Here is a 16529-nt window from a genome sequence, read left to right on the forward strand (position 1 = left end):
AGGGGGAGTCGGGCAGGGGGTGGTCCGAGGTGGTCTGTTCAACCACCCGCAGCACAGTACACACCGTCACAGACCGATCTCGCACGGTGGAGGGCCACTTCGTTCTGAAAGTTGAAGGTGTCTGTTCGTTTCTGCGTCAACTGTCTGGATTGCCATGCAGGGGAGGGGAGTTGGGGTTCCGTATGGGTCTGCCTCGCGGGTGTGACCGTACGGGTGCGGAAAGTGATGGCGAACGCCTGTGTGCCAGGTCGGCGGCAGGGTACCCGTCCGGCGCCCGAAGAGGCCCGCTCCGCGAGAAGGAGGTCCGAATGAGCAGCCAGACGGAGACCGGCGGCGTGACCGGTACGCAGGACAAGGACTACAACCTGATCTGGTACGTAGAGGCGTGCCTGAACAACGCCCTGCGCCTGGAAAGCTACATCCAGGACGCGGAACGCGCCAAGGACACCGAGGTAGCGGACCTGTTCCGCAAGGCCCAGGCGGACAGCCGCAAGGGTGCCGAACTGGGCAAGGGGCTCCTGCGCACCCGTCTCAACGGGGGCTGAGGCCCACCAGAGCGGCACGGACCGGACCCCGCCGCGGCGGGGTCCGGGTCCTTTCCTGTCCGGGTGGACAGGTGGGGGCAGCGCGAGGCCCGGGGCGTAGACCCTGCCCTATGGCCGGTCAGTTCTTTCACTCGGCTGGTGGCGCGTGACTCACCCGCCCCACCGGGTACCCGGGCGGTCCGCCACGACCGGCCGGGCGGCTGCTCGCGGTGCCGCCCCGGTCGGCCGCCGGCCCGAGCCGAAGGAGCCCACGCATATGACGGACGTATCCGGCACCGGTCCCGCTCCGGGCGACGACCGAGAGATCCTCACCAACCGCCAGGGCCATCCGGTCTACGACAACCAGAACCAGCGCACGATCGGTGCCCGAGGCCCCGCCACACTGGAGAACTACCAGTTCCTCGAGAAGATCAGCCACTTCGACCGGGAACGCATCCCCGAGCGCGTCGTGCACGCCCGCGGCGTCACCGCCTACGGCCACTTCGAGGCCTACGGCACCTGGGGCGACGAGCCGATCAGCCGCTACACCCGGGCCAAACTGTTCCAGGAGCGCGGTAAACGCACCGACGTCGCCGTCCGTTTCTCCACCGTCATCGGCGGACGCGACTCCTCCGAGGCCGCCCGGGACCCGCGTGGTTTCGCGGTCAAGTTCTACACCGAGGACGGCAACTGGGACCTGGTCGGCAACAACCTCGGCGTCTTCTTCATCCGCGACGCCATCAAGTTCCCGGACGTCATCCACGCCCTCAAGCCGGATCCGGTGACCTTCGAGCAGCAGCCCCGCCGCATCTTCGACTTCATGTCGCAGACGCCCGAGGCCATGCACATGCTGGTCAACCTGTTCAGCCCGCGCGGCATCCCCGCCGACTACCGCCACATGCAGGGCTTCGGCGTCAACACGTACAAATGGGTGAACGCCGACGGCCACACCAAACTCGTCAAGTACCACTGGATGCCCAAACAGGGCGTGCGCAGCATGACCGAGGAGGACGCCGCCAACGTCCAGGCCGAAACCCTCGGCCACGCCACCAAGGACCTGTACGAGGCGGTCGCGCGCGGTGACCACCCGGAGTGGGAACTGCTCGTCCAGATGATGGACGACCACGACCACCCGGAGCTCGACTTCGACCCGCTGGACGACACCAAGACCTGGCCCGAGCAGGACTTCCCGCCGAAGCCGGTGGGCCGGATGGTGCTCGACCGCATGCCCCGGGACTTCTTCGCGGAGAACGAGCAGATCTCCTTCGGCACCGGCGTCCTCGTCGACGGCCTGGACTTCTCCGACGACAAGATGCTCGTCGGCCGGACCTTCTCCTACAGCGACACCCAGCGCTACCGGGTCGGCCCGAACTACCTCCAGCTGCCGGTCAACCAGGCCAAGAACGCCGAGGTGCGCACCAATCAGCGCGACGGCCAGATGGCGTACTACGTGGACGGCGGAGGCGAGAACCCGCAGGTGAACTACGAGCCGTCGATCACCGGTGGCCTGCGCGAGGCGCGGTACCCCACGCACGACGAGCAGGGACCGGAGATCCAGGGCCGTCTGACCCGCAAACGCATCCCGCGCACCAACGACTACCTGCAGGCCGGCCAGCGCTATCTCCTCCTGGAGGACTGGGAGCGCGACGATCTCGTCAAGAATTTCATCAATCAACTGTCCCAGTGCGACCGGGAAGTGCAGGAGCGCATGGTCTGGCACTTCCTGCTGGTCGAGAACGACCTCGGCCTGCGGGTCGGCGAGGGACTGGGCATCGGCCCCGAAGACGTGGCCGGCCTGGAGCCGCTGGCGAGCCAGGACCTCACCGACGAGGACCGCGAACGCCTTTCGAACCTCGGCAAGAACAAGCCGCGTGACGTCGAGGGGCTCACCATGACCCACTGCGTCCCCGACGAACGGCACGTCGTGACGCGCTGACCGATCATCCCGACAGGGCCGTACGGGCAACGGAGAGGGCCTGCTCCGCGTAACCGCGGCCGAACAGCACGGCGTGCACCAGCAGCGGGAACAGCTGGTGCACGCCGACGCGTTCCTCCCAGCCCTCGGCGAGCGGAGCCTGTTGCCGGTAACCGTCCAGCACCTGCTCCAGGTGCGGACAGCCGAAGAGCCGCAGCATCGCCAGGTCGGTCTCGCGGTGCCCGCCGTGCGCGGCCGGGTCGATCAGCCACACCCGGCCGTCGGCTCCCCACAGCACATTGCCGCTCCATAGATCGCCGTGCAGCCGCGCGGGCGGCTCGGCGGGCCCGGCCAGCCCCGGCAGGCGCTCACACAGACGCTCCACGACGGTCGCCTCGCCGGAGCGGACGGTGCCCCGGTCGACCGCGAGCCGCAGATACGGCAGGACGCGATGCTCGGCGTACCAGCGCGGCCAGTCGGCGCCGGGCTCGTTGCGCATCGGGGCGAGCCCGATCCAGGCGTCCGCCGGCCCGTCCGGCGGGGGCGCGCCGAACGCGGGCGCCCCGGCGCCATGGAGAGCGGCCAGAGCGCGGCCGAAGGCGACCGCCGCCTCCCGGCTCGGCCGCCCTTCCATGACCCGGTCGACGACCAGCCAGTCGCCGTCGTGGCCGTGTACCGCCGGTACGCACACCGAGCTGGCGGCGGCCAGCCAGCGCAGCCCGGCCGCCTCGGCCCGCGTCGCCCCCGGATCGTCGGAGCGCTTGGCGATGACAACCCGCTCGTCGTCCAGGGTGACCTCGGCAACGGACGCCGACAGGGGCCTCTCTCTCCTGACGGCCCGCCCGGTGAGCCGGACCACGGCATCCGCACGGCCGGCCATGCATGGCTCCCTTCCAGCTGCGCCTTTGATCAACACCCAGCGTACGACCGCACGGCAGGGGGCACCGGGGCCCAGCGCGAGCGGCCACGCAGCACCCGCAGCCGACGACGGTCCGTCCGATCCCGGGACATTCGCCACCCGCCGGTCACGCGGGACGGTGAAATCCCGCCCCCGGCCGACAGAAACGGCCGCCACCGGGGGAGCAGTCGGGGCATGACGAGTTCATCGTTCCAGAGCACCATCGCCCTGCCCGCCCCCGTGTGCGAACAGGCCGCACAGCACCTGGAGCAGGCCGCACAGCGGGCCATCGACGGAGCCGCGATCCCCCTGAAGGCGTTCCGCGCGGCCGCCGACAGCGACTTCACCTTCCCCGTCCCGGTCGTCGAGCAGGCGGCGGCCTGCCTGCTGATCCTGGCCACCGAGACCGCCCAGACGCTACGTCCCTCCGCCCTGCGCGCCCTCATCAGCGTCGCGCTGCGGCTGCGGGACGCCGTGCACCTGGCGCATCAGCCGGCCCTCAGCAGCAGGTTCTGGTAAGGCGGGGCCCGCGTGTGTCGCGTGTGTCAGGTCTCGCGGAAGGCGACCCCGACCTGCCGGCGGCGCAGCTCCTCCAGCGTGGCGCGTTGCCGCCGCGCCCGTTCGACGAGGTCGTCGAGCCGCCGTGCGTCGAGGCGCTCGACCGTCGCGGCCAGCTCATGGAGCGTCCGCCAGCCCGCCGCCTTGCCCTCCACGGCCAGCACCAGTGCCTCCAGTTCCCACAGTGTGCTCAGCGGGGACCGCCGTACCAGGCTGCCGTTGCTCTTCAGCCGCCCCATCTGCTCGGCCGCCCGCCCCGCGTAGACCTTGTAGCGCCGCACCGGAACATCGAGCCGCCGCATGAGGTCCAGCAGGCTCGCCCGGTCCTCCGCGATCTCGGCGGCGACCGGAGCCAGCCCGTCGCCGAGCGCCGTACCCCGGCACGCGCGCAGCAGGGAGCGCGCCCGCGCGGTCCCCGCGGTGGCGCCCGCGAGGTGGTCGTTGAGGTAGATGCCCAGCAGGGACATGTCGGCGCCCGGGGGACGCCCGGCGCCCGGCGCGTCAGCTCGGTGTTCCGTCACGGCACTGCTCCTGTCCTGCTCCGGCCCCGCCCCACGGACACGCTCGTGGTGACACGCACGACGCAGGGAATGCGGGGCGTCGAGCCGGACCCGAACCGCACGGGAGGCTCGACCGGGTTCAGGGCGCCGAGACCGACGCCCTCGTAGCTGACCTCGGCCCAGGTGACCGGGTGCAGGTCACGGGCGCCGTACCACTGGTGCCGGCCGGCCTGGGCACTGCCGTGGGTACGCGCGCCCAGCAGCAGCCGGGCCGGCCGGTCCCACAGCGCGATCCAGCCCGGACGGGTGGCGATCGCGCCCGGCACCGCCCGCAGCGCGAGTCCCGCCAGGCCCCTGGGGCCCGTGCGGAAACGCAGGTCGAGCCGCCCCGCGGACACGGCCCAGTGCCGGCCGCCGGCGACCCGCACCCTGACCGGTACGACCCGGACCTCGTCGAAGACGTACGTACCGGCCACGAAGTCCGCCGTCTCCCGCGAGGGCGCCAGCAGCAGCCGGTGGCCGGCGGCGTCCTCGAACATCACGTCGCTGAACGGCCCGAAGGGCGAAGCCGCCCAGTGCCCGAGTACCACGCGGGCGCCGGACGCCGTTCCCAGCCCCGCGATCCAGCCGTCGAAGCGCAGGAGGCGCACGGGTGACCCGGCCCTTCGCCGGCGCCGGGCCGGGGGTTCGCCGGACGTCACGGGTCCGTGGACGAGCACGCCGGCCGGGTGCCCGGCCGCTCCTTCGGCGAAACGGGACCGGCGTCCCTCGGCACATCGCGCCGCGCTGGGCCGATGTGGCCGAGACCACGTCCCGGACGAGGCCCCGGTCATGTCCCGGCACGCGCCGCGGAGGCTACCGTCTACGACCACGCCCCCTCTCCCACCTCTCCCGGACGGCCCGGCAGTGCAAGCAGATCTCTCCCCTGTCATCGCGGCGACCGCCCAGTGGCTGACCCGCTCCTTCCCCGCCTCCGGAGGCGCGCTGGCCTCCGCCCTGTGCGAGGTGCAGGCCCGGCAGGCCGTGACCGTCGCCGCCTGGCTCAGGTACCCGACGGCGATGGACGCCGAGCTGCTCGGCCTGGCCGGTCCCGGCGGCTCCGCGCGGCTCGACTGGGTGACCGGCGCGGACGCGGCCCTGGGCGACCACGTGGATGACGCGCACGCCTGGCGCACCTGGGTGGACGAGGTCGTGGCGAGCTGGGCGGCCGGCCTGCTCACCGACCCCGAGCTGGCGGCGCGGGCGGTGGCCGCGCTCGCCGAGGGCAGCCACAGCACCGGCACACACGCCGAGTTCCGCAGGCTCGTGGCCCCCGACGACGGCGACCGCAGGGCCGCGTCCCTGCTCCGCCACCCGGACCTGCTCGCCCCCGTCGCCGAACTCCACCACGCTCAACTCCTCGACCGCCTGAACCCGGGCCGCACCCTGATCGCCTGACACGGACCGCGTCCCCCGCAGGCGCCGGCCCGTGCGTCTCCCCCCGACCTCCCTCCACCTGCGTGACCTGCCCGCGCCGACGTGTTCACCCTCCGTGACTCACACCTTTGCCGTACGCGACCGTGCCTCCTCCGTACGGTCGGCGGACCCTGATGCTGGGCTCGACGGTCTCCGGCCGGCCTCGGCGGCCCGAGGCGCGCGACGTCGTGCCGGGCAGTGACGCCACTGACGGAGGAGAGACCGAGATGACAACCGCCCGCTCACGGAGCTGGAAACACGCCGTCGTCACCGGCGGCGCCGGGTTCGTCGGCTCCCATCTGTGCGCCGCCCTGCTGGACGCGGGCGCGGCCGTCACCTGCGTGGACGACTTCAGCACCGGGCGGCCCGAGAACATATCCCCGCTGCTCGAACAACCCCGGTTCACGCTCCTGCAGGCCAACGTCGCCGAGGGACTGCGGGTCAAACGGCCGCCCGACCTCGTCCTGCACTTCGCCTCCCCGGCCTCCCCGGCGGACTACCTGCGACTGCCGCTGCACACCATGGAGACCGGCAGTCTCGGCACCCGCAACGCACTGGACCTCGCACACTCCGCACGCGCCCGCTTCGTCCTCGCCTCGACCTCCGAGGTCTACGGCGACCCGCAGCAGAACCCCCAGGACGAGCGCTACTGGGGCAACGTCAACCCGGTCGGCCCCCGCAGCGTCTACGACGAGGCCAAGCGCTTCAGCGAGGCGCTGACCACCGCCCACGCGGAGACGCACGGCACCGACACCTGCATCGTCCGGCTGTTCAACACCTACGGCCCCCGGATGCGCGGTCACGACGGACGCGCGGTACCGACCTTCGTACGGCAGGCCCTGGCCGGCGAGCCGCTCACCGTCACCGGCGACGGCCGCCAGACCCGGTCCCTGTGCTTCGTCGACGACACCGTCCGCGGCGTCCTCGCGGCGGCCGCCCACGGCATGCGCGGCCCCGTCAACATCGGTAACCCGACCGAGATCAGCATGTTCGACCTGGCGCGACTGGTCGTCGAACTCGCCGGGTCCTCGTCGGAGATCCGCTTCATCGAACGCCCGGTGGACGATCCGGCCGTGCGCTGCCCCGACATCACGCTGGCCCGCGACAAGCTCGGCTGGGATCCGCAGGTGCGCGCCGAGGAAGGCCTGCGGCGCACCATCGCCTGGTTCCGCGAGGACGGAACGGACGGCTGACCCGCCTCCCGGGCACACCTCGGCTCGCGCCGCACGCACCCCTCGACGGGACCGGGCCCGCCCAGCTCCGCCGAAAGGCCCGGCACGCCCATGCGCATCCTCCGAAGGAGGAGAGGTTCTCCCGGCGCAAGCACGGGAAACGGTCCCTCGGAGAGCGGGCTCGTGAGGTCCTCTCAGGCAGCCGTGCTCAGGGCGGGCTGCCCCGCCACCTCGCCCTCCTCCGGGCGGAGCACCACCGGGGTCGCGGTCCGGCGCTGCCGGAGCAGGTAGCCCGCACCGATCGCGCCGGCGATCAGCAGGCCGCCGGTGACGAGGGCGCCGCGGGCCCCGGCCAGTTCCATGAGGAGGCCGAGAGCGGGCGGGCCGCCCAGACTCCACACCGTGCCGATGCTGCCCCACACGCCCAGCACCCGGCCCCGCAGGTGCGCGGGCGGGTCGGTCTGCAGGACGGCCGTACCGGCGGTGTCGGAGACGGACTCGACCACGGCCATCGGCAGCACCAGCGCGATCAGTACCGCCAGTGACGGCGACAGCCCCGCCACCACCTGGAGCAGCGCCCCGGCCGCCGCGAGAGCCCCCACGAGCCGCACGGACGGCCGGCGCAGCCGGGCGCCGAGCAGCGCGCCGAGGATGCCGCCGACGGCGAGCACGGTCGACACCGTGCCGAACGAACCGGCTCCGCCCGCGAGCGGCCCGGTGACGAGCACCGCCAGGGTGAGCTGGTAGTTGCGGCCGAACACCGCGCTGATACCGGTCACCCCGGCCAGCGCCATCAGACGGGGCCGGCGCGCGAAGAATGTCAGCCCCTCGCGCACGGTCATGTCGGTGCCCGTGTCCTTCGGGTCCGGGGTGAACTGCCGGACCGCGCCGGCCGCCGGGCGCAGAAAGGGGATGACCGAGGCCACGAACAGGAACGACAGCCCGTTCGCGAAGTACGCGGCGGACGTGCCGAGGAACCCGACGGCCACACCGGCGAGAGCCGCCCCCACGAGCCGCCCCGCCTGGTGCACCAGCGCCCCGACCCCGATGGCCGACGGCACGTCCTCCGGCGGGACGAGATCGTTGCCCAGCAGCGCGCACGCCGGGTTGTCGACGGTCGCGACGACACCCGTGAGGGCGGCGAGCACCATCAGGGAGGTCATGTCGAGCCGGTCCAGCGCCACCAGGACGGCCGTCGTGAACGCGATCGCGCCGAGCAGCGCCTGGCTCACGGCCGCCGTCAGCTTGCGGGGCCACCGGTCGACGGCCGCGCCGCCCAGGACGCTCATCAGCAGGGCGGGAGCGGCCTGCACGGACATGGACAGCCCCGTCGCGGCGGCGGACCCGGTGATCTGGAGGACCAGCAGGTTCTGCACCGTGAGCTGCATCCACGTGCCGGCGTTCGACACGAAGTTCGCGGCGGACCACCAGCGCATGCTGCGGTACCTCAGCGACCGCCAGGGCGAGCGAGAGGTGGGCTGAACAGGGGAGAGCGAGGAGGAAGACACAGTGCGCCACTCGTCGGCGAGCCGGAGGACTCAGGAGGTGGGGGACGAGGGGAACGAGAAGCACCGGCTGCGCTGCGCGGCGGCTCCCCTCGGGATACGGCGCCGACCATCGTGGCAGAGGCACACCCCGAGTCGACGCCGCCCGCACCGTGCCCGCCGCCGGCGCACCACCCAAACATGGCCGGGCACAAGGGATTTGGGCAAGCGAGTGTGGTTGATCACAGCTGACGATCAGGGGCATGGCCCCGGCCCTGGCAGGTGATGCCGGACACACCACGAGGGAGGGGCCCGTCGCCCAGGCGACGGGCCCCTCCCTCGTGGGGCGGCGGCGTTACGCGGACTTCCCCCGGCCGGTCAGCGCGTCACGAAGCCGGTCGACCATTCCGGTGCCCGGAGCCAGCAGCTTGTTCGCCGGAGGCCTGTCCGGGGCAGCCGGGTGGGGCCGGGTCGGGGCGGTCTTCTTCGCCTTCCGCACCTTCTCGCCCAGCTCGTCGAGCGCGTCCGCCGGGCATGCCTGCCGCAGCGCCGGGAAGAGGTTCCCCTCCTCGTCCGCGATGTGCGAGCGGATCTCGCTCATCAGCATGCCGATCAGCCGGTCGAATTCGGCGTCGCCCGGATCACAGCCCTCCAGGTCCTTCATGATCCGCTCGGCCGTGGCGTGGTCCTGGAGCTCCTGGTCGGCGAGCTCGTCCCCGCCCGCCACGTGTTCGCGCACGGCCGGATAGAGGTAGGCCTCCTCGGCCACCGAGTGCCGGACCAGCTCGATCGTGACCTGGTCCGCGTACAGCTTGCGGTCCTCGTGCCCCGCCGGCAGCGCCTCGATCTTGCCGAACATCTCCTCGACTTCGCGGTGATCGGTCACCAGCTCGTCGATGACGTTCCCTCCGTGTCCCATGTCCTTCACCTCCAGCCCACGGGTTTCCCCGGGCCTCAGGAGCTAACGCGCGGTGCGGCCCACGTCCCCCGGACGGATCAGGCGGGCAGCTTGGCCCGTACCCGTCCGGCGGCCGCGGCCGGGCGTGCGGTGGCACGGACGGAGCGGCGCACCAGCCCGGCGTCACGCCGCAGGCCGTGGGCGGCGTGGGTGCCGCGCCACAGCAGCGAGGGGCGGGCGCCGGTGTCGTCGGCGGCGATCAGCAGGCCGCCGAGCATGGACATGTTCTTGAAGAAGTGGATGCGCTGCTCGGCACGCTCCGAGGGGTCCTCCACCTCCCAGAAGCGGTGCGCGGCCAGCGTCGTGGGCACCAGAGTGGCCGCGATGGCCAGCGCGGCCGGACGCGGCATGCGCCCCGTGGCCAGCATCAGCCCGGCCGCGACCTGCACCGCGCCGCTCAGGCGCACGACCTGCTCGGTGCGGTCGGGCAACGCCGGAACGCGATCCGTGACCGGCTGGACGACAGGCTCCGCGATCGGAGCCACCTGCTCCGGCTCCCGGACGGAGTTCAGGCCGCCCGTGAGGAACATCGAGGCCAGCATGGGGCGGCCGAGCAAGCGCATCAGACTCATGGCCCTCTCCAGGGGTGTCGGTGGTACGGCGTTCGCCGGGTTCCCCGCCAGGGGCGATGGCACTCACCCGGTTCGCGCCGCCCGGTGCCGCGCCCACGCCTCCTCGCGCAGTTCCCCGGACCGCAGCACGTCGGCGGCGGTGCACGCGAGGGCCTCGGTCACGGCGACCAACACCTCCCGGGCCCGGTCGGACGCGGCGGCCTCGGCGAACTCGGGGGTGTGGTCGGAACCGTCCTCGTCCATGATCGCCACGAACGGGTGAATGGCCGGCACCCGCGTACTGACGTTCCCGATGTCGGACGACCCCAGGTACACGCCGGGCGCGGGCGGTGACAGCGGGATCCCGGCCCGGGCCAGGTGGGCGGCGAACCGTTCGGACAGCACCTCACTGTCCCTGAAGTGCTCGTAGCGCACGGTGGCCCGCTCCACCTCGGCGGTGGTGCCCGTGGCCCGGGCCACACCGTCGGCGCACACCCGCAGTCGGTCCGTCAGGTCGTCCAGCGCCCGCGTCGTGGCCGCGCGCAGGCCGAACAAGCCCTCGGCGTACTCCGGGACGATGTTCGTGGCGGTGCCGCCATGGGTGACGATGCCCTGCACGTGCGAGCCGTCCGGCAGCCGCCGCCCCACCACGCCCAGCACGTTGAACAGCTCCACGAGCGCCGCGAGCGCGTCGACGCCCTCCGTCGGATTCCCCGTGGGGTGCGCCGCCCGGCCGTGGAAAGCGACCCGGTACTGCACCTGCGCGGTCAGCGGCGCCCGCGCCCAGCTGTACACGCCCGGATGGAACATCAGCGCCGCGTCGACGTCGTCGAACACCCCGGCCTCCACCTCCAGGATCTTGCCGCCTCCGCCCTCCTCCGCGGGAGTGCCCACCGCCAGCACCGACCCGGCGGACGCCTCCGCCACGGCACCCACCGCCAGCGCGGCACCGAGGCCCGCCGCCGCGATGAGGTTGTGGCCGCACGCGTGGCCGAGCCCCGGCAGGGCGTCGTACTCCATCAGCAGTGCCACCGTGGGCCGGCCCCGGCCCGAGCGCGCCGTGAACGCGGTGGGCATCCCCGCCACGCCGCGCTCCACGGCGAAACCGGCCCGCTCCAGCTCGCCCGACAGCAGGGCCGCCGCCCGGTGTTCGGCGAAGCCGTACTCGGGGTCGGCGTGCAGACGCAGAGCCACGTTCCACAGCGCGCCCGCCCGCGCCGCCACCTCCTCACGAACGGCCTGGTGCACGTCCTCACGCGTGCGGTCCACGAGTCCTCCCCGGCGTCGGAAGCGGTGTGTCCCCGCCCGGGTTTCTCCGCACGCCACCGTGACACGCGCCGCGCCTCGAGGACGGAACGCACCCGTACCGGCCGGGGTGCGGCGAGAGGCCACGAGAGGCCCGGCAGAAGGCCACGAGAGGCCCGGCATGAGGCCGCGAGACCCGGCCGGGCCCGCCCCCGCACCGGCCGCCGACCGCACCGCGACGGCCTCGCGACCCGCGCGGCGTTTCGAGGACGGAACACACCCGTACCGACCGGAGTGCGGCGAGAGGCCACGAGAGGCCCGGCATGAGGCCGCGAGACCCGGCCGGGCCCGCCCCCGCACCGGCCGCCGACCGCACCGCTACGGCCTCGCGACCCGCGCGGCGTTTCGAGCGGTGCACCGGTGCAACACGGTCTGTGTACCCGCCGGGCCACGACAGCGTGGACGCAGCGGTGACGGCCGGGCGGGCCCGATCTGGGAGGAACCATGGACCACTCGCGCGCGCCCGTGCTGGAGGCGCTGGAGGCCTTCCGGCGCCGCGGCGACATCGCCTACGGCCCGCCGGGCCACAAGCAGGGCAGGGGAGTGGACCCCCGGGTCGCCGAGATCGTCGGGCTCGATGTGTTCCGGTCCGACGTGCTCTCCCTCAACGGGCTGGACGACCGCCGCCAGTCACAGGGCGTCCTCAGCCAGGCGCAGGAACTCATGGCGGACGCGGTCGGTGCCGAGCACGCGTTCTTCTCCACCTGCGGCAGTTCCCTGTCCGTGAAGACGGCCATGCTGGCCGCGGCCGGGCCGGGCGAGAAGCTCCTGCTGTCCCGCAACGCCCACAAGTCCGTCATCGCCGCGGTCGTCGTCAACGGTGTCGAACCGATCTGGGTGCACCCGAAGTTCGACACCGAACGGCATCTGGCCCACCCGCCCGAGCCCGAGGACGTCCGCAGGCGGCTCCGGGAGCACCCGGAGGCCAAGGGCATGCTGCTCATCACGCCCACCGACTGGGGATCCTGCGCGGACGTCGAGGGAGTGGCCCGGGTGTGCCACGAGTTCGACGTGCCCGTCATCGTCGACGAGGCCTGGGGCGCCCACCTGCCGTTCCACCCGGCCCTGCCCGTCTGGGGCATGGACGCCGAGGCCGACCTGGTGGTGACCAGCGTGCACAAGATGGGCGGGGCCGTGGAGCAGAGCTCCGTCTTCCACCTGCAGTACGACCGCGTGTCGCCCGAGGTCCTCGCTCAGCGGGAGGACCTGCTCGGCACCACCAGCGCCTCCTCCCTCGTGTACGCCACGCTCGACGGCTGGCGCCGCCAGATGGTGGAACAGGGGCTGGAGCTCCTGGAGGCGGCCATCCACCGCGCCGGACGCATCCGGGCGGCGGTGGCCGACATGCCGGGCCTGCGGCCCATGGGACGCGAGGTCGTGGAGGAGGGGCTCGCCGCCGACCTCGACCCGCTCAAGCTCGTCATCGACGTACGCAAGCTCGGCATGAGCGGGATGCAGGCCACGGAGTGGCTGCGCACCCACCGGCACGTGGACGTCGGCGGCTCGGACAGCTGCCGCATCAGCGCCTCCATCACCTGCGCCGACGACGACGAGACCGAGGAGATCCTGGTGGACGCCCTGCGCGCGCTCGTCGAGCACGCGCAGTACGTCGACCGGCGCCCCCCGGTCCGGCTGCCCGAGCCCTCCGCGCTGGAACTGGAGCAGGCGATGCTGCCCCGCGCGGCGTTCTTCGCCCCGGTCGAGCACGTGGCCGCGGAGCGGGCCGCGGGACGGATCGCCGCGGAGATGATCAGCCCCTACCCGCCGGGCGTGCCCGTGGTGGCGCCCGGCGAGGTCATCACCGACGAGGTCCTGGACTACCTGCGCAGCGGGGTCGAGCACGGCGTCCTCATCCCGGACGCGGCCGACTCCTCCGTCCGGACGCTGCGGGTGGTGGCCCGGGCCTGACCCGCAGGAGCTGATCCCTCGTCACGCTCGCTGCCACAGGGCCGGGGTGCGGGCGGGTGCCCAGGCGCCCTGCGCCTGGTGGGTCTGCAGGCACTGGTAGCGCACACCGGCGTGGATCACCACGGCACCGGCCTCGTAGACACGGCCGGTGGCCCACGTCTGCGCGACGTTGTCCTGCGGGGCCGCGGCATCGGCGGCCGTGGTTTTCAGGGTGAGCCCGAAGTCGCTGAGCAGCGGGTTGACCGGCTGGTAGTACGTGTGGCCCCCGCTACCGCAGTCGCCGGTACCGCCGGAGGTCACGCCCTGCGCCTGGGCGCCCGCGACGAAGGGCCCGCCCGAGTCGCCCGGCTCGGCGCACACGGTCGTCCGGGTCAGCCCGTTCACCCTGCCCTCGGTGTAACTGACGCTCGTGTCGTGCTGCTCGATCCGGCCGCAGTGCCACCCGGTGGTGGAGCCGGAGCGGCAGACCGCCGCGCCGACCAGCGCCTGCACCGAGCCGGTGATCCGCACGTTCTGCCCGCCCTCGCCCCGCACGTTCGCGGTGGTCGTCCACCGGTCGTTGACGGCCACCCACGACATGTCCTTGCCGGGGAACGTGGAGGCCTGGAACGTGCCCTGCGGCGTGTTGTCGTACCCGGTCGTCCTGGCGCCCGTCCTACCGCAGTGGCCCGCCGAGGCGAAGCCCTGCTGCGTGCCCCTGGTGACGGAGAAACCGACGGAGCAGCGGGCCGTGCCGTTGATGTAGTAGGCGTCGCCGCCGGTGATGTCCGCCAGGAGTCGGGGCCGCAACGCCGTCACCCTGACGCCGACGCCCTTGGCATCGAGGCCCGCGGCTTTGACGAACGCGGCTGCCGCGGCCTTGCTCCTGGCTTCCACCGCGACCCGGTTCGCCGGGATGTCGACGTACCACACGGGGGTGTCACGGGTGCTGTGGCGGACCGCCGCCGCGTCCAGCTTCCGTTTGGCGGCCCGGAGGTCACGGAGCGTCTTCTTCACGACAACCGCCTTGGCTCCCTGGGCTTGGATGGCGGGCACGTCCGTCGTGTGGGTCGTCGCCACGACCAGCTCCTGCGACGTCGTGCCGCGCAGCCAGGCCCCCGCGAAGCGGCCGCCCAGGGCGTTGCGCAGCCGCCCCGCCCGGGTGCCCGCCTCCGCTTCGTTGACGAGTCGCCGGGACGCCTGAGCCGGGGTCAGCCCGAGGTCGCGTTCCATGGCACGCAGCACCGGAGCCGACGGCCGGTCGGCGCCGAGGGTCTGGGCGGCCGAGGGCAGCGGGCCCGCGGGCGGCGCGGGTTCGGCCGCCACGGCGGAGGGGATCCCGGTGGCGACGAGCGCGCCGAGCACGGTGAGGACAGCCCGGCGGCCGGGCACGGCATGTCTGTGGCCCATTCGATGTGTCTCCTTCGGTCACGGTGAAGCGGTCATGAGGCCATAGGCCTTGCCGGAACGGCCCGGAGCGATGCCCGGGGCGGTCCCGTTTCGCGCTTGGGCGCGGGGAAGGGCGCCAACTGCAGTACTGGGGACGCCGGACGGTCACGCGGGCTTCAGACCCGGCGAACCCACCTCCGTGACGAAGGACGCGGACGTCGAGACGGTGCCCCCGGGCCGTGTGACGCCCGAGACGGTGCGGAAGTCGACCTGGGCCCTCAGGCGACCCAGCTCGACCCGGACGTAGCCGCGCCGGCCGTCGTAGTGCTGCATGTGGGGGTTGGCCCTCATGTACGTGTCCCAGTTGGCCGGCTTCTCGCTTCCGTTCCCGCCGCTGGTGATCGAGGTGCAGGTGACCTCCGTGCCCAGCGTCCTGGACCCCGGGTCGTCGAAGTCGTCCTTGATGTCGAAGGCGTACCCGACGTGGACGTCTCCGGTGAGGACCATCCAGTTGTCGATGCCCGCGGCCTTCGCGCCCGCCACCACCCGGTCGCGGGAGGCACGGTAGCCGTCCCATGCGTCCATGGAGACCCGGGCCGGGGTGGTCGCCTCGAACTTGCGCTGGGAGAAGCACACCTGCTGGGGCGTCACGTGCCACAGTGCGCCGGAGTTCCGCCACCCGTCCAGCAGCCAGCTCTCCTGTGCGGCGCCGGTGAGGGTGCGGGCCGGGTCGTCCGACTCGGGGCCCTGAGGATGCGGCCGGTCGCCGTAGGCCTGGTCCGAGCGGTACTGACGGGTGTCGAGGATGTCGAACTGGGCGAGCGAACCCCAGGCCAGCCGGCGGTACAACCGGGCGTCGGGCCCCTGCGGCAGCTGCTCGGCGCGCAGCGGCTGGTTCTCCCAGTAGGCCCGGTAGGCGGCGGCGCGCCGCACCAGGAACCGTTCCGGGGGACTGCCGTTCTCGTCGACGGCGCCGGCGTAGTTGTTCTCCGTCTCGTGGTCGTCCCAGGTGACGAGGAACGGGTGCCGGGCGTGCGCGGCGCGCAGGTCCGGGTCGCTCTTGTAGAGCGCGTAACGCAAACGGTAGTCCGCCAGGGTGACCGTCTCGCGGTTGAACACGTCGGGCAGGGTGCGGTCGTTGTAGCGGCGGGCCCCGCCGGAGGCGTCCACGGGATACTCGTACAGGTAGTCGCCGAGGTGGAACACCACGTCGACGTCCTCCTGCGCCAGATGCCGGTGGGCCGTGTAGTAGCCGTCCTGGTAGGACTGACAGGCCACGGCGGCCAGCCGCATGGCACCCGTCTCGCCGCCCGCGGCCGGTGCCGTGCGGGTCCGGCCCGTGGGACTGATCCAGCCTCCCACCCGGAACCGGTAGTAGTAGTGCCTGTCAGGCATGAGGCCCTTGACGTCGACGCGCACGCTGTGGCCGTACTCGGGGTGGGCCGTGGCGGCACCCCGCTGCTCGACGAGCGCGAAGCGCTCGTCCGCGGCGACTTCCCATTCGACGACGAGCCGTTCCCGGCCCAGGCCGCCGTCCTCCGCGAACGGCTCGGGCGCGAGCCGGGTCCAGATCAGTACCGAGTCCGGCAGCGGGTCGCCGGAGGCCACCCCGAGGGTGAACGGGTCCGCGGAGACCCGGGCGGCGTCCAGTTCGGCGGCGGCGGTGGCGCCGCGGGCCGGCCGGTTGGTGGCGAAGGCGAGCATCGCCGCCGCCGCGGTGACGGTCAGGAAACGGCGGCGGGCGACGTGCGGCGCCGCGGTGCGCAGTACGTCGTCGTGCGGGGAAAGGGCATGCTCGGACAGGGCTCCACGACGGCCCGTCAGCGCCATCTGATGTCCTCTCGTACGGGGCGGTCGCACCCCGGGCGGACGCGTGGGGACATCGCAGATGTGCGGAGCGCGGAGCATGCATGCTAAGCAGACAAAATGCCTG

15 protein-coding genes are annotated in these 16529 nt (G+C 72.8%); 6 read left to right on the top strand and 9 right to left on the bottom strand.

Annotation, left to right across the window (positions count from 1 at the left end; all coding sequences use genetic code 11):
- Window positions 1-308: 308 nt before the first annotated feature.
- A complete protein-coding gene (locus IE97_RS0114045) occupies window positions 309-545 on the top strand; it encodes a hypothetical protein (protein WP_030237932.1) in 237 nt (78 codons plus the stop codon).
- Between the two features lie 256 nt (window positions 546-801).
- Window positions 802-2460 carry a catalase gene (locus IE97_RS0114050; protein WP_030237935.1) on the top strand — a complete coding sequence of 553 codons (1659 nt, stop codon included), beginning with the start codon at window positions 802-804 and terminating at the stop codon, window positions 2458-2460.
- A 4-nt stretch (window positions 2461-2464) separates the two neighbouring features.
- On the opposite strand, the gene IE97_RS0114055 is transcribed toward IE97_RS0114050, so the two are convergent.
- On the bottom strand, window positions 2465-3319 hold the full coding sequence (locus IE97_RS0114055; RefSeq protein WP_030237938.1) for a fructosamine kinase family protein: 855 nt from the start codon (window positions 3317-3319) through the stop codon (window positions 2465-2467).
- Window positions 3320-3532: 213 nt separating this feature from the next.
- On the opposite strand from IE97_RS0114055, the gene IE97_RS0114060 reads away from it, so the two are divergent.
- Window positions 3533-3856, top strand: a complete 324-nt coding sequence (locus tag IE97_RS0114060) for a hypothetical protein (protein WP_030237941.1) — start codon at window positions 3533-3535, stop codon at window positions 3854-3856.
- 26 nt (window positions 3857-3882) lie between these two features.
- Here IE97_RS0114060 and IE97_RS0114065 read toward each other — a convergent pair whose 3' ends face one another.
- The gene (locus IE97_RS0114065) at window positions 3883-4416 is read right to left on the bottom strand and encodes a hypothetical protein (RefSeq protein WP_030237946.1); all 534 of its coding nucleotides are present in this window, start codon (window positions 4414-4416) and stop codon (window positions 3883-3885) included.
- Complete coding sequence (locus tag IE97_RS0114070) at window positions 4413-5045, bottom strand: hypothetical protein (RefSeq protein ID WP_030237950.1); 633 nt, start codon at window positions 5043-5045, stop codon at window positions 4413-4415. The genes IE97_RS0114065 and IE97_RS0114070 overlap by 4 nt, the downstream gene beginning before the upstream one ends.
- Window positions 5046-5301: 256 nt before the next feature.
- Between IE97_RS0114070 and IE97_RS0114075 the strand changes: the two genes are divergently transcribed.
- Window positions 5302-5832 carry a hypothetical protein gene (locus IE97_RS0114075; RefSeq protein WP_030237954.1) on the top strand — a complete coding sequence of 177 codons (531 nt, stop codon included), beginning with the start codon at window positions 5302-5304 and terminating at the stop codon, window positions 5830-5832.
- 245 nt (window positions 5833-6077) lie between these two features.
- Window positions 6078-7043 (top strand): NAD-dependent epimerase/dehydratase family protein, encoded by a 966-nt coding sequence (locus tag IE97_RS0114080; protein ID WP_030237958.1) that lies wholly within the window; start codon window positions 6078-6080, stop codon window positions 7041-7043.
- Between the two features lie 173 nt (window positions 7044-7216).
- Here the strand turns inward: IE97_RS0114080 and IE97_RS0114085 are convergent, their stop codons facing one another.
- From IE97_RS0114085 to IE97_RS0114100, 4 genes are all read right to left on the bottom strand, one after another.
- Window positions 7217-8530 (bottom strand): MFS transporter, encoded by a 1314-nt coding sequence (locus tag IE97_RS0114085; RefSeq protein ID WP_051704955.1) that lies wholly within the window; start codon window positions 8528-8530, stop codon window positions 7217-7219.
- A 331-nt stretch (window positions 8531-8861) separates the two neighbouring features.
- Window positions 8862-9425, bottom strand: coding sequence for a hemerythrin domain-containing protein (locus tag IE97_RS0114090; protein WP_030237966.1), 564 nt, complete (start codon window positions 9423-9425; stop codon window positions 8862-8864).
- Between the two features lie 77 nt (window positions 9426-9502).
- Complete coding sequence (locus IE97_RS0114095) at window positions 9503-10036, bottom strand: DoxX family protein (protein WP_030237970.1); 534 nt, start codon at window positions 10034-10036, stop codon at window positions 9503-9505.
- 63 nt (window positions 10037-10099) lie between these two features.
- Window positions 10100-11284: an amidohydrolase gene (locus IE97_RS0114100; protein ID WP_030237974.1), complete on the bottom strand. Its 1185-nt coding sequence runs from the start codon at window positions 11282-11284 to the stop codon at window positions 10100-10102.
- A gap of 480 nt (window positions 11285-11764) precedes the next feature.
- On the opposite strand from IE97_RS0114100, the gene IE97_RS0114105 reads away from it, so the two are divergent.
- Window positions 11765-13228 (top strand): aminotransferase class I/II-fold pyridoxal phosphate-dependent enzyme, encoded by a 1464-nt coding sequence (locus IE97_RS0114105; RefSeq protein WP_030237977.1) that lies wholly within the window; start codon window positions 11765-11767, stop codon window positions 13226-13228.
- A gap of 21 nt (window positions 13229-13249) precedes the next feature.
- Here the strand turns inward: IE97_RS0114105 and IE97_RS0114110 are convergent, their stop codons facing one another.
- Window positions 13250-14617, bottom strand: coding sequence for an alpha-lytic protease prodomain-containing protein (locus tag IE97_RS0114110; RefSeq protein ID WP_030237987.1), 1368 nt, complete (start codon window positions 14615-14617; stop codon window positions 13250-13252).
- A 144-nt stretch (window positions 14618-14761) separates the two neighbouring features.
- Window positions 14762-16426: an alkaline phosphatase D family protein gene (locus IE97_RS0114115; protein ID WP_030237991.1), complete on the bottom strand. Its 1665-nt coding sequence runs from the start codon at window positions 16424-16426 to the stop codon at window positions 14762-14764.
- Between the last annotated feature and the right edge of the window lie 103 nt (window positions 16427-16529).

The sequence above is a fragment of the Streptomyces sp. NRRL S-455 genome (genome assembly GCF_000717875.1).
GTDB lineage: Bacteria > Actinomycetota > Actinomycetes > Streptomycetales > Streptomycetaceae > Streptomyces.

Bases quoted from the DNA above. Each gene is read 5' to 3' on its own strand.
- IE97_RS0114055 (WP_030237938.1), bottom strand. From the start codon at position 3,319: ATGGCCGGCCGTGCGGATGCCGTGGTCCGGCTCACCGGGCGGGCCGTC.
- IE97_RS0114050 (WP_030237935.1), top strand. From the start codon at position 802: ATGACGGACGTATCCGGCACCGGTCCCGCTCCGGGCGACGACCGAGAG.
- IE97_RS0114080 (WP_030237958.1), top strand. From the start codon at position 6,078: ATGACAACCGCCCGCTCACGGAGCTGGAAACACGCCGTCGTCACCGGC.
- IE97_RS0114115 (WP_030237991.1), bottom strand. From the start codon at position 16,426: ATGGCGCTGACGGGCCGTCGTGGAGCCCTGTCCGAGCATGCCCTTTCC.
- IE97_RS0114090 (WP_030237966.1), bottom strand. From the start codon at position 9,425: ATGGGACACGGAGGGAACGTCATCGACGAGCTGGTGACCGATCACCGC.
- IE97_RS0114110 (WP_030237987.1), bottom strand. From the start codon at position 14,617: ATGGGCCACAGACATGCCGTGCCCGGCCGCCGGGCTGTCCTCACCGTG.
- IE97_RS0114045 (WP_030237932.1), top strand. From the start codon at position 309: ATGAGCAGCCAGACGGAGACCGGCGGCGTGACCGGTACGCAGGACAAG.
- IE97_RS0114105 (WP_030237977.1), top strand. From the start codon at position 11,765: ATGGACCACTCGCGCGCGCCCGTGCTGGAGGCGCTGGAGGCCTTCCGG.
- IE97_RS0114060 (WP_030237941.1), top strand. From the start codon at position 3,533: ATGACGAGTTCATCGTTCCAGAGCACCATCGCCCTGCCCGCCCCCGTG.
- IE97_RS0114095 (WP_030237970.1), bottom strand. From the start codon at position 10,036: ATGAGTCTGATGCGCTTGCTCGGCCGCCCCATGCTGGCCTCGATGTTC.